Annotated in this window: 12 protein-coding genes and 1 pseudogene; all 13 read left to right on the forward strand. The window is 66.9% G+C overall.

Translation table 11 applies throughout. The annotated features are described in order from the left end of the window. Positions 1-146 precede the first annotated feature (146 nt). Entirely contained in the window at positions 147-1,310 is a 1,164-nt protein-coding gene (locus tag ACPEH1_RS05245; protein WP_153164158.1) for a flagellin, read from the forward strand. A gap of 72 nt (positions 1,311-1,382) precedes the next feature. Next, positions 1,383-2,555 carry a flagellin gene (locus tag ACPEH1_RS05250; RefSeq protein WP_313242466.1) on the forward strand — a complete coding sequence of 391 codons (1,173 nt, stop codon included), beginning with the start codon at positions 1,383-1,385 and terminating at the stop codon, positions 2,553-2,555. A gap of 451 nt (positions 2,556-3,006) precedes the next feature. After that, entirely contained in the window at positions 3,007-4,389 is a 1,383-nt protein-coding gene (gene fliD / locus ACPEH1_RS05255) for a flagellar filament capping protein FliD (protein WP_423715380.1), read from the forward strand. A gap of 139 nt (positions 4,390-4,528) precedes the next feature. After that, positions 4,529-4,945 (forward strand): flagellar export chaperone FliS, encoded by a 417-nt coding sequence (gene fliS, locus ACPEH1_RS05260; RefSeq protein ID WP_017354509.1) that lies wholly within the window; start codon positions 4,529-4,531, stop codon positions 4,943-4,945. Continuing rightward, positions 4,945-5,253, forward strand: a complete 309-nt coding sequence (locus ACPEH1_RS05265; protein WP_017354510.1) for a hypothetical protein — start codon at positions 4,945-4,947, stop codon at positions 5,251-5,253. Before fliS ends, ACPEH1_RS05265 begins: the two co-directional genes overlap by 1 nt. After that, positions 5,250-5,831 (forward strand): PilZ domain-containing protein, encoded by a 582-nt coding sequence (locus ACPEH1_RS05270; protein WP_017354511.1) that lies wholly within the window; start codon positions 5,250-5,252, stop codon positions 5,829-5,831. The genes ACPEH1_RS05265 and ACPEH1_RS05270 overlap by 4 nt, the downstream gene beginning before the upstream one ends. Positions 5,832-5,918: 87 nt before the next feature. After that, the gene (locus tag ACPEH1_RS05275; RefSeq protein WP_026070519.1) at positions 5,919-6,551 is read left to right on the forward strand and encodes a response regulator; all 633 of its coding nucleotides are present in this window, start codon (positions 5,919-5,921) and stop codon (positions 6,549-6,551) included. A 264-nt stretch (positions 6,552-6,815) separates the two neighbouring features. Continuing rightward, positions 6,816-8,225, forward strand: coding sequence for an RNA polymerase factor sigma-54 (gene rpoN, locus ACPEH1_RS05280; RefSeq protein ID WP_313219199.1), 1,410 nt, complete (start codon positions 6,816-6,818; stop codon positions 8,223-8,225). A 13-nt stretch (positions 8,226-8,238) separates the two neighbouring features. After that, complete coding sequence (locus tag ACPEH1_RS05285) at positions 8,239-8,616, forward strand: response regulator (RefSeq protein ID WP_026070520.1); 378 nt, start codon at positions 8,239-8,241, stop codon at positions 8,614-8,616. After that, positions 8,613-10,106: a sigma-54 dependent transcriptional regulator gene (locus ACPEH1_RS05290; RefSeq protein WP_017354515.1), complete on the forward strand. Its 1,494-nt coding sequence runs from the start codon at positions 8,613-8,615 to the stop codon at positions 10,104-10,106. Before ACPEH1_RS05285 ends, ACPEH1_RS05290 begins: the two co-directional genes overlap by 4 nt. A gap of 304 nt (positions 10,107-10,410) precedes the next feature. Next, entirely contained in the window at positions 10,411-10,773 is a 363-nt protein-coding gene (gene fliE / locus ACPEH1_RS05295; RefSeq protein WP_423715381.1) for a flagellar hook-basal body complex protein FliE, read from the forward strand. 12 nt (positions 10,774-10,785) lie between these two features. Beyond that, the gene (gene fliF / locus ACPEH1_RS05300) at positions 10,786-12,429 is read left to right on the forward strand and encodes a flagellar basal-body MS-ring/collar protein FliF (protein WP_017354517.1); all 1,644 of its coding nucleotides are present in this window, start codon (positions 10,786-10,788) and stop codon (positions 12,427-12,429) included. A 10-nt stretch (positions 12,430-12,439) separates the two neighbouring features. Next, a pseudogene (locus ACPEH1_RS05305) lies at positions 12,440-12,782 on the forward strand (flagellar motor switch protein FliG); the annotation flags it as partial.

Below are 12,782 nucleotides of genomic sequence, written 5' to 3' on the forward strand. Positions count from 1 at the left end.
ACCGGCACCCCGGCGAGATTTCCGCCTAAAGGTTGTTGACAAAGCGCCGTTATTGATTTGGCAACAGCGAAGCACACAGCCAAACAAAAAAAAACGGCGGCGCTTCGTTCCATCAACCACCGGGATTCCAATAAGGGAGACGACCCATGGCACAGGTAATCAACACCAATACGATGTCGCTCAACGCTCAGCGCAACCTGAGCACCAGCGGCAGCTCGCTCGCTACCACCATCCAGCGCCTCTCGTCCGGTCTGCGCATCAACAGCGCGAAAGACGACGCCGCCGGTCTGGCCATCAGCGAGCGCTTCGGCACCCAGATCCGCGGCACCGACGTCGCCATCCGCAATGCCAACGACGGCATCTCGCTGGCCCAGGTCGCCGAAGGCTCCCTGAGCGAAATCGGCAACAACCTGCAGCGCGTCCGCGAACTGGCCGTTCAGGCCTCCAACGCCACCAACTCGGCCAGCGACCGCAAGGCCCTGCAGGCCGAAGTGACCCAGCTGGTCAGCGAGATCGACCGCGTCGCCAAGCAGTCCGACTTCAACGGCACCAAGCTGCTCGACGGCAGCTTCACCAGCCAGCTGTTCCAGGTCGGCGCCAATGCCGGCCAGGCCATCGCCATCAACAATGTCGTCGACGCCAAGGCCAGCTCGCTGGGCAACGCCAAGTTTGCCGCCCCGGTCAACGGCACCGACATCGGCACGATCACCGACCTGAGCGACGTTGTCATCAACGGCGCCACCATCGGCACCATCTCCGGCAAGACCACCGCCGAATTCGCCGCCTCCGCCGCTGCCCAGATCAACAGCAAGATCGGCGAAGCCGGTGTCTATGCCGAAGTGGTCACCACCGCTGGCACCCCCGACACCCACAGCCTGAAGCTGACCTCCGTCCAGGCCGACCGCGACCTCGTCATCGACGGCGCCACCCAGCTTGGCCTGGCTGACTCCACCGCCGCCGCGCCCAGCTCGGTTGCTGCCACCGCCACCTCCAGCTTCGTGGAGGATCTGGACGTCTCGTCCTACGTCGGCGCCCAGAAAGCGTTGGAAATCGTTGACAAGGCACTGGAATCGGTCAACAGCGTTCGCGCCGATCTGGGTGCCATCCAGAACCGTTTCACCTCCGTTGTCGCCAATCTGCAGACGTCCTCGGAAAACCTGTCTGCCTCGCGCAGCCGTATCCGCGATACCGACTTCGCCAAGGAAACCGCAGAGCTGACCCGCACCCAGATCCTGCAGCAGGCCGGTACGGCCATGCTGGCCCAGGCCAACCAGGTGCCGCAGAACGTGCTCAGCCTGTTGCAGCGCTGACATAAGCCGCTCCTGAAGCACGTCATGAGCGTCTAACCCCAATCACGTGCAACCGCTCAAGGACCTCTTCCCATGGCACAAGTCATCAACACCAACACGATGTCGTTGAATGCTCAGCGCAACCTGAGCACCAGCGGCAGCTCGCTGGCCACCACCATCCAGCGCCTGTCGTCCGGTTCGCGCATCAACAGCGCCAAGGACGATGCGGCCGGCCTGGCCATCTCCGAGCGTTTCGGCACCCAGATCCGCGGCACCGACGTGGCCATCCGCAATGCCAACGACGGCATCTCGCTGGCCCAGGTCGCCGAAGGTTCGCTGACCGAAATCGGCAACAATCTGCAGCGCGTCCGTGAGCTGGCTGTCCAGGCCTCCAACGCCACCAACTCGGCCAGCGACCGCAAGGCCCTGCAGGCCGAAGTGACCCAGCTGGTCAGCGAAATCGACCGCGTCGCCAAGCAGTCCGACTTCAACGGCACCAAGCTGCTGGACGGCTCGTTCTCCAGCCAGCTGTTCCAGGTCGGTGCCAACGCCGGCCAGGCCATCGCCATCGACAAGGTGGTGGACGCCAAGACCAACGCACTGGGCGGCGCGCAGTTCGCTACCGCCACCGTGGCCAAGGTGACCGGCGCCAACAACACCGACGTGGCCATCGATGCCTTCAGCATCACCGACAGCAAGGGCACCGAAGTCAAGTTCGACGCCCTGGACGTGAAGAGCGTCGGCACCGCCGCCCAGAACGAAGCGGCAGCCGGCAAGGCGCTGGCCACCCACATCAACGCCAAGATCGGCGAAACCGGCGTCTACGCCGAAGCCGATGCCACCGGCGCGGTGACCCTGACCTCGGTCAAGGACAGCGTGGACAAAGACGGCGTCGCGACGGTCTTCTCGACCGACGTGGACGGTGCCGGCACCGTCACTATGGGCACCAAGCAGTTTGCCGATGCGATCGACGTGTCCACCGTGAAGGGCGCCCAGCAGGCCCTGGAAATCGTCGACAAGGCCCTGGGTGCGATCAACAGCACCCGTGCCGACCTTGGCGCCATCCAGAACCGCTTCACCTCGGTGGTCGCCAACCTGCAGACCTCCACGGAGAACCTGTCCGCATCGCGCAGCCGCATCCGCGATACCGACTTCGCCAAGGAAACCGCAGAGCTGACCCGCACCCAGATCCTGCAGCAGGCCGGTACGGCCATGCTGGCCCAGGCCAACCAGGTGCCGCAGAACGTGCTCAGCCTGCTGCGCTGATCCACGCGTCCACGCCGCCGGCAACAGCCGGCGGCGCGGGCAAACCCCGAAACATCCGTTCAAACCTCACGCAGGAACGGGCCATGTCCATGCGCCGGATTCTCTCTCCCGGCAGCCACATCCCCGTGGCCATGGCCCGCCCCTGCGGCAGAACCGTTATCAGCGCGGTTAGTTTGACTGAACATCCCGGGTGGCTTCGTCTCCCCCCGCTTTTTCAGTAGCCTGAGCCCTCCTCTACATTGGAGGAGGGTTTTTTACAGACCCCCGGCCGGACCGGTACTGCGTCCCGCCCCGATTCCCCTGCAAAGCGCGTGCCATTCTTCCGCGCCGAGCCAGTGGCACAACTCCTGCATCAACGTGGTTCTAAAGACCCGGCGGCTACGGCCGCTACATTCGTTGACGGCACGGCCACGCGGTATGACCGCGACGGCACACAGACAGGAGAAACAACGTGGCTGACTTTGGTTATGGTGGCATCGGTTCCGGACTGGACATTTCCGGCATGGTGGCCAGCCTGGTCGCGGCCGACCGCAAGCCGGCGGACAACGCCCTCAACCTGCAGCAGTCCAAGGCCAAGATGCAGCTGTCGGCGGTGGGCACGGTCAAGTCCGCGTTCGACCTGCTGACCAGCTCGCTCAAGACGCTCAAGGCCTCCACCGCCTTCGATGCCCGCCTGGTCAGTGCGTCCAAGAGCGGCACCGACGAGATCCTGACGGTCTCCAGCACCAACGCCGCGGCGACCGGCAACCACGAGATCAATGTCAACCAGTTGGCCACCGCCAACAAGTGGATCGCCGACACGTCGGTGTCCAAGACCAAGACCTTCGGCGCCGGAACCCTGACGCTGGATGTCGGCGTGGGTGACAAGAAGAAGACGCTGGAGATCCAGGTCGACGCCGATGACACCCTCAGCTCGATCCGCACCAAGATCGAAAAGGCCGGACGCAGCCTGGGCGTGCAGTCCACCCTGATCGCCTCCGGCGACAACCAGTTCCTGTCCATCTCGCAGGAAAAAGCCGGTACCGCCAATGCCATCAAACTCAGCGCAGGGGCCGGCAACGCCGACCTGACCGCGCTGGCAGCCAGCCTGTCCGAGCGCACCCCGGCGGCAGACGCCAAGCTCACCATCGATGGCGTGGAGGTGGTGTCCAGCGAGAATACCGTCACCGACGTGGTGCCCGGCCTGACCCTGAACCTGAAGAAGACCGGCGACAGCACCGTGACGGTCACCACCGACGTGGCCGCCGCACGCAAGGTGATGCAGGACTTCGTGACGGCCTACAACGGCGCCATCAGCGCCATCAACACGGCTACCAAGTACGACATCGAGAACAAGGAGCCGTCGTCGCTGACCGGCGATGCGCAGATGCGCGGCGCCTCCAGCCAGCTGCGCGCGATGATGGGCGGCGTGCTCAAGGACCTGGCCGCCGCCGGCCTGGACCCGAAAACACTGGGGCTGCAGACCCGCGCCTACCCCAATGCCGATGGCAGCCTGGTGCTGGATGGTGCCAAGTTCGAAGCGGCCCTGGTCAACCAGGCCGGCGCGGTGCGCCAGGCCCTGACGGGCGATGATGGCGCGGCCGCCAAGCTGTTCAGCATGGTCGAGGGCTACACCAGCACCGCAGTGGGCAAGGAAGGTGCCTTCGTATCGCGCACCAAGAGCATCAACGCCACGCTCACCGACATCGACAAGCGTCGCAAGGCACTGGATGTGCGCATGACCGGCGTCGAAGAACGGTACAAGAAGCAGTTCCTGGCACTGGACGCGCTGATGGGCAAGATGAGCCAGACCATGAGCAGCCTGAGCAGCCAGTTGTCCCAGCTCACCGGTTGACCACGTCGCCCGCGTAGACCCACTCAAGTTGCGCGCGCCCGCTGCCGATATGGATAGCAACGCATCACCCGCCGCAGCACTCCACCCGGTGCCGCAGACCTCGCGAGGCATGCGGCCCCGCACGAAGGAGACATGATTGATGTACGGTTCGAACCGTCAATTCACCGAGCAGTACCGCCAGGTCGGCGTGCAGAGCGCGATCAGCGATGCCGATCCGCACAAGCTGGTGGCGCTGCTGCTGGCCGGCGCGCTGGAGCGCGTGCGGCTGGCCCAGGCCTGCCTGGAAGGCGGCGACCAGGCCCGCAAGGGCAAGGCGATCGGCGAAGTCTGCGCGATCGTCGGCCACCTCAACGGCTCGCTCGACCACGAGGCCGGCGGCGAAATCGCCGCCAACCTGTCGGCGCTGTATGACTACGTGATGCAGCGGCTGACCGAAGCCAATCTGCACAACGACCCGGACGCCCTGCGCGAATCGCTGGAGCTGCTGGGCGAGATCGACGCCGCCTGGAACGCGATCCCGCGCGACCAGCGGGTGCCTGCGCAGGCAGCGGTGTAATGGCTGACACCCTGCTCACGCTGGCGCACCTCAACGCCGAGCTGGACGCGCTGGAAACCGCGCTGCTGGCCGACGACCACGAGCGTGCCGGCGACTGTCTGGACAGGCTGCACCTCAACCAGGCGCGGTTCCTGGCCATGCCCGGTGCGCTGGACGACGTGGCTGGCCTGAGCGCCCTGGAGGGCCGTCAACAACGCATCATGGTAATGATGATGAGCCAGCGCGACGAAGCCGGCCGCCACGTGCGCCACGGCGCAAGCGCCAACCGCGCCGCCCATGCCTACCTCACCGCAGAGTCGCTGGCATGAACGACGAGCGCGCCGCAGCCATCCATCACCCGGCCGAAAGCGAGCTGTTCGATGAGACGTTGAGCTGCGAGGTCGCGCTGCCCGCCGAGTTCCGCCTGGGCACGGCGGTGATCCGTCCCGGCAGCGCCGAGACGCTGCTGCGCAGCGTGGCGCTGGTGGAAGACTCGCGCGGCGACGACGGGCACGACGAGCGTGGCGACGCCACCCTGCAGCTGCAGCGGCTGGAAGCCAAGCTCGACCTGACGATGGTGCTGCTGGGCCGCCTGGTCCGCCAGCAGACCCAGGACCTGCCCCTGCGCCCGCTGCGCTGGTCGCGGCGCGGCATCCGCCTGGAACTGGGTGTGCGCAGCGGCGCCAGCCCCGGTGCCCTCGGCGTGATCCGCCTGCAGCCGTGTGACTGGCTGCCCGACCACATCGATCTGCCGGTAGCGGTACTGGCCGAGGCGGCCAACGGCTCGGGGGCCCATTACCTCTGGCTGCGTTTCGAAGGGCTGAGCGATGGCCTGGAGATGGCGCTGGAGCGCCATCTGTTCCGCCTGCATCGCCGCCAGATCGCCGAAGCACGCCGTCTGCGCTGACCATACGGTCCCGACCGTTACCGATGGACCTTGGCGGTTTCACGCCACTCCGTTAAGGTGGCGCATCCCCCGCTTCCCTGCCTGCCTGTGCGCGTTCTCATCGTCGACGATCACACCCTGGTCCGCGCCGGCCTCGGCCGCCTGCTGCAGGGCTTTGCCGGCGTGGAGGTGGTCGCCGATGCCAGCAATGCAGAGCAGGCCCTGCAGATGGCCGTGCAGCATTCACCGGACGTGGTCCTGATGGACCTGTCCCTGCCCGGCCGTACCGGCCTGGAGGCGCTCAGCGACATCCTGCTGCGCGCGCCGGGCTCGCGGGTGGTGATGATGACCATGCATGACGATGCCGTGCACGTGCGCGATGCGCTTGATCGCGGTGCGGTCGGGTTCGTGGTCAAGGATGCCGCCCCGCAGGAACTGGAGCTGGCCCTGCGCGCCGCGCATGCCGGCCAGGTGTTCCTCAGCCCGCAGATCTCGGCCAAGATGCTCGCGCCGATGCTCGGCCGCGAGAAGCCGGTCGGCATTGCGGCGCTGTCGCCCCGCCAGCGCGAAATCCTGCGTCAGATCGGCAAGGGCGAAAGCAACAAGGAAATCGCGGCCGACCTCGGCATCAGCGTCAAGACCGTGGAAACCCACCGCGCCCGCATGATGGAGTCGTTGGGCTGCCGCCGCGCCAACGATCTGCTGCTGCTGGCCGCCCGCCACCAGCACGAACTGGAGTAGACCGGCGACGGCTCTCCGTCGCCAGGCGTCCTGCCCGCGTTCCCGCGTCGATTTATTGAACCAGCCTCCCCCCTTCCGCCTTGGCCAGAGCCCCCGGAACGGCACAGACAGCGTCAAATAACCCGACACCTGTCAGGAGAATCCCTACACGCTGTCGGGAGTTTGACGACCCCACTCAGGAACCCCCTGATTCCGGTGCTGCCGGAACAGAAGCAAGATGTGTTCCAGATCGCGCCGGGGAGTCGGCGCCGACGGGGAACGGACTTGAAAGCCAATCTTTCGACCCAGATGGGTCAGCAGCTTCACCTCACACCGCAACTGCTGCAGTCGATCCGACTGCTGCAGCTCAACGGCATGCAGCTTGAGCTGGAGATCCAGCGTGCGCTGGAGACCAACCCGCTGCTCGAACTGGACGAGGCCGCCGAAGAGCGTGCCGATACCACCGACGTCGCCGCCACCACCCAGGACGTGGCCGCGTTCGACGAGCTGCCGGAAAGCTCGATGTGGGACGTGGCCGGCAGCAGCTGGCAGGACGGCGACGATGACCGCATGCAGCGTGTGGCCGCCGGCGAGTCCAGCGACCCCCAGCTGCGCGCCCTGCAGCGGCTGTCGCTGGAGCTGGCACCGCGCGAACTGGCCGTGGCCGCCTTCTGGCTGGAACACTGCGACGATGCCGGCTACCTGGACGCACCTCTCGCACAGCTGCAACTGCTGGCCAGCGCACTCTGCGACGTGGATGCCGAGGGGGTCGAAGCGGTCCGCCAGTACATCCTGCACGGCGACCCGGTCGGCCTGGCTGCACAGGACCTGCACGAGTGCCTGTGCGTGCAGCTGCGCGCCCTGCCCGGCCGCGTGCCGGCCCGGCACCTGGCCCTGCGCGTGCTCGATGAGGGCCTGGTCACCCTGGCGACCCACGACTACGCCGCGCTGGCGCGCGAACTGGACGCGGAGATCGCCGACATCCACGAAGCGGTACGCCTGATCCTCTCGTTGCAGCCGCGCCCGGGCGAAAGCCTGCTGCCGGATACCAACGGCGCGGTCATCCCCGACGTCGTCGCCTGGCATGCCGACGGGCAGTGGCGCGTGGCCCTCAACCCGGCCACCAGCCGCCGCCTGAGCATCAACCCGCACTACGAACAGGCACTGGGCGAGGCCGGCGACGGCGCCCAGCCGCTGCGCGACATGCTGCAGGAAGCCCGCTGGCTGACCCGCGGCCTGTCCATGCGCTACGACACCCTGCTGCGCACCGCACGGGTGATCATCGAGCGCCAGGCCGGCTTCCTGACCCGCGGCGAAGAGGCGATGGCGCCGCTGACCCTGAAGGAAGTGGCCGATGCGATCGGCATGCACGAATCCACGGTATCGCGCATCACCACCGGCAAGTACCTGCAGACCCCGCGTGGCACGCTGGAGCTGAAGCACTTCTTCGCGGTACGGCTGGAAGGCGCCAGCGTCTCCGGGCAGGCGGTAAAGGCGATGGTCCGGCGCCTGATCGACGCCGAACCGGCCGGCCGGCCGCTGGCCGACGAGGCCATCGCCGGCCTGCTGTCGCGCCAGGGCGTGAACATCGCCCGCCGTACCGTTGCAAAATACCGCGAACAACTGGACATCGCCCCGGCGCGTGAACGTCGCCGGGCCAATGCCAGGGCTCCGCAGCTGGCCCGGGTGGGCTGAAGGAATGAACGACATGAACAAGCTCACCGTCCTGCTGGTCGACGACCACGAGGGCTTCATCAACGCCGCCATGCGCCACTTCCGCAAGGTCGACTGGCTGGACGTAATCGGCAGCGCCGGCAATGGCCTGGAGGCCATCGAGCGCTCCGAGTCGTTGCGCCCGAAGGTGGTGCTGATGGACCTGGCCATGCCCGAAATGGGCGGCCTGCAGGCCACCCGCCTGATCAAGTCGCAGGACGACGCACCGTACATCGTCATCGCCAGCCACTTCGATGACGCCGAACACCGTGAACACGCGCTGCGCGCCGGCGCCGACAACTTCGTCAGCAAGCTGTCCTACATCCAGGAAGTCATGCCGATCCTGGAAGGCCTGAAGGGGAATGGATCATGAGTGAGTCGCGCATCCTGGTACTGGACAACGACGCCGTCCGCGCCGAACGCACCGTCGCCCTGCTGGAATTCATGGACTTCAACCCGCGCTGGGTGGCCGACGCGGCTGACATCGACACCGCCCGCCACCGCCAGAACGACTGGATGGCGGTGATCGTCGGTGCGCTGGACGCCAATGAGCGCAGCGACGCCCTGTTCGCCTGGCTGGGGCGCAGCTCGCTGCCGCCGCCGGTGATGCTGATCGATGGGGATACCACCGCATTCGCCCGGCAGCACGGCCTGCACGAAGCCACTGTGTGGCCGCTGGAAGCACCGCTGCGCCATGCGCAGATGGAAGGCCTGCTGCGCCGCGCCAGCCTCAAGCGCCTCGATGCCGAGCACCAGGCCGGTGCCGTGCAGGAACAGGGCCCGACCGGCGACGGCGCTGCCGTGAGTGCGTTGCGCCAGATGATCGACCAGGTGGCCGCGTTCGACACCACCGTGCTGGTGCTGGGCGAATCGGGTACCGGCAAGGAAGTGGTCTCGCGTTCGATCCACCAGCGCTCGCCGCGCCGCGATGGTCCGTTCGTGGCCATCAACTGCGGTGCGATCCCGGCCGACCTGCTCGAGAGCGAACTGTTCGGTCACGAAAAAGGCGCGTTCACCGGTGCGCTGAGCGCGCGCAAGGGTCGGTTCGAGATGGCCGAGGGCGGCACCCTGCTGCTCGACGAGATCGGCGACATGAGCCTGCCGATGCAGGTCAAGCTGCTTCGCGTGCTGCAGGAGCGCAGTTTCGAGCGCGTCGGTGGCAACCAGACCATCCGCTGCAATGTGCGGGTGATCGCCGCCACCCATCGCGACCTGGAGTCACGCATCGCCGACGGCAAGTTCCGCGAGGATCTGTTCTACCGTCTCAACGTGTTTCCGATCGACGTGCCGGCACTCCGTGAGCGCAGCGAGGACCTGCCGGCGCTGGTCACCACCATCGCCGGTCAGCTGGCCCGTACCGGCCGCGGTGAAGTGCGTTTCAGCGCCGAGGCCCTGCAGGCGCTGGCCAGCTACGAGTGGCCGGGCAACGTGCGCGAGCTGACCAACCTGGTCGAGCGCCTGGCCGTGCTGCATCCGGGCGGCAACGTGCGCGTGCAGGACCTGCCCGCCCGCTACCGCGGCGACTTCAGCCCGGCCGCCGTTCCCGCCGCCGCGCCGGCGCCGGCAGCGGACGAACGTCTGGACCTGCGCAGCTTCTCCTTCCATACCCCGGCACCGGGCAATACCGCGCCGCTGGAGAACAGCATCGGGCCGGTCACCCGTGCGCCGGCCCTGCCCGACGCCGGACTGGACCTGCGCAACCACATGGCCAACATCGAACTGAACCTCATCAACGAAGCCTTGGAGCGCACCCAGGGCGTGGTTGCCCACGCCGCCCAGCTGCTCGGCCTGCGCCGCACCACGCTGGTGGAGAAGCTGCGCAAGTACGGTATCGAGCGCGACCACACCGAACTGGCCAGCTGACCCACCGACGGTCACCGCACCCTTGAAGCCCGGGCCCGTCCCGGGCTTCTGCGTTCCGGCGCCATCGCGAGGCCTCACGGGGGTGCCCGCCGGTTTTCCGACGCCGGGCATCCGACGCCGGTCGCCGCGCCATCGCGCCGGAGCGACATTCCGTCGCACCGCCACGACCCGGCAGGGGAGATCAACGCCGCGCTGAATGCGTAAGTGCCCGCCACCACGACAAAACTGAACCAAAGGCCGGTTTCGGCACGGGGCTTGCAACGTATTCACTCGAAACCCCATCCCCAGATTCGGAACGTTCCAGATGTCGCACTCCGTTACCTCCGTCCTTTCCCAGATCCGTTCCTTCCAGACCCAGATGGGTCAGTCGGCCGTCAGTCCGCTGACGGAAGCGCCGAAGAGCAATGCCATCCAGGGGCTGGTATCGCCGCAGGAAGTCCAGGGCCCGAGCTTCACCGAAACGCTGCGTGGCGCCATCGCCGGCGTCAACGACGCACAGCAGAAATCCGGCGCCCTGGCCAAGGCCTTCGAGCTGGGCGATCCCAGCGCCGACCTCGCCAAGGTCATGGTCGCCTCGCAGCAGTCCCAGATCGCCTTCCGCGCCACCGTGGAAGTCCGCAACCGTCTCGTCCAGGCTTACCAGGACGTTATTAACTTGCCGCTGTAAGGATAGAAACGCATGGCCCTGTCGCTTACCAAGGAATCCCTGAACGCCGAGAAGGCGGGCCAGTGGTTCGACCGGCTGCAAAGCCTGCAGATCACCCGTCGGCTCGGACTGATGGCGATGATCGCCGTGGCCGTGGCGGCAGGTCTGTTCGTGTTCTTCTGGTCGCAGAAGCCCGGCATGGTGCCGCTGTACACCGGGCTGGACCAGAAGGCCACCGCCGAAGCCACCGACCTGCTGCGCGCCGCGCAGATTCCGTTCGAGCTGGATGCCGCCACCGGCGGCATCACCGTGCCGGAAAAGAACCTGCACGATGCCCGACTGAAGCTGGCCGGCTCCGGGCTCACCGACAGCGGCCGGCTCGGCTTCGAGCTGATGGAACGCGATCCGGGCTTCGGCGTCAGCCAGTTCATGGAGAACGCCCGCTACCAGCATTCGCTGGAAACCGAGCTGTCGCGCACCATCAACACCCTGCGCCCGGTGCGCGATTCGCGCGTGCACCTGGCCATTCCCAAGCCGAGCGCCTTCACCCGCCAGCGCGATGTGGCCAGTGCCTCGGTGGTGCTGGAACTGCGTGGCGGCCAGCAGCTTGAGCGGGGGCAGATCGATGCCATCGTGCACATGGTCGCCGCCAGCATCCCCGACCTGGCGCCGGAACGGGTGACGGTGGTGGACCAGAGCGGCCGGATGCTGAGCGTGTCCGATCCGAACAGCGATGCGGCGATGAATGCCGCGCAGTTCGAACAGGTGCGCCGCCAGGAAACCTCGTTCAACCAGCGCATCCGCGAACTGCTGGAGCCGATGACTGGCCCGGGCCGGGTCAATCCGGAAGTCAGCGTGGACATGGACTTCTCGGTCATCGAAGAGGCCCGCGAGCTGTACAACGGCGAGCCGCAGAAACTGCGCAGCGAACAACTGAGCGAAAACAGCAGCAACGTGCCGGGGCCGCAGGGCATTCCGGGCGCCACCAGCAACACCCCGCCGGGACCGGCGGCGGCACCGGCCACCGCACAGGCACCGACCGAGTCGTCCAAGAACGCGACCCGCAACTACGAGCTGGACCGCACCCTGCAGCACACCCGCCAGCCGGCCGGCCGGATCAAGCGCGTGTCGGTGGCCGTGCTGCTGGACAACGTGCCGCGCGCCGGCGCCAACGGCAAAACCACCGAGCAGCCGCTGTCGGCGGCCGAGCTGACCCGCGTTGAAGCCCTGGTCAAGCAGGCGGTCGGCTTTGATGCCGAGCGTGGCGACACCGTATCGGTGATGAACGCGCCCTTCGTCCGTGAGGTCACCCCGGTCGAGGGCCCGAAGTGGTGGGAACTGCCCCAGGTGCAGGACGGCCTGCGTCTGCTGCTCGGCGCCATCGTGGTGCTGGCGCTGGTGTTCGGCGTGCTGCGCCCGGCGCTGCGCTCGATCACCGGCACGGCCAGCAAGCCGGATGAAGACGAACTGGAACCGCATGGCGCCGACGTACACCTGGTCGAGGACGGCGATGCGCTGCCCGCGCTGGGCAACGATCGCAACCACGCGGGCGGACATGAAACGCTGGCATTGCCGGTGGACTCCTACGAGGAACGACTGCGCATGGCGCGTGAAGCTGTAAAGACCGATTCCAAGCGTGTGGCGCAGGTCGTCAAGGGCTGGGTGGCCAATGACTGACGCCCCTCCCCTGACCGGTGTGCAGCGCGCTGCGGTGCTGCTGCTGTCGCTGGGCGAACTGGACGCAGCCGAAGTGCTGCGCCACATGGAACCCAAGGAAGTGCAGAAGATCGGTATCGCGATGGCGACGATGACCGATATCACCCGTGAGCAGGTCGAGCGCGTGATGGACCAGTTCGGCAGCGAACTGGGCTCCAAGACCTCGCTCGGTGTCGGGTCGGACGACTACATCCGCAACATGCTGGTGCAGGCACTGGGCAGCGAGAAGGCCGGCAATCTGATCGACCGCATCCTGCTCGGCCGCAACACCACCGGCCTGGACGCGCTGAAGTGGATGGACCCGCGTGCCGTGG

Origin of the sequence: Stenotrophomonas sp. NPDC077421, from assembly GCF_049545505.1 — a bacterium.
Lineage (GTDB): Bacteria > Pseudomonadota > Gammaproteobacteria > Xanthomonadales > Xanthomonadaceae > Stenotrophomonas > Stenotrophomonas nematodicola.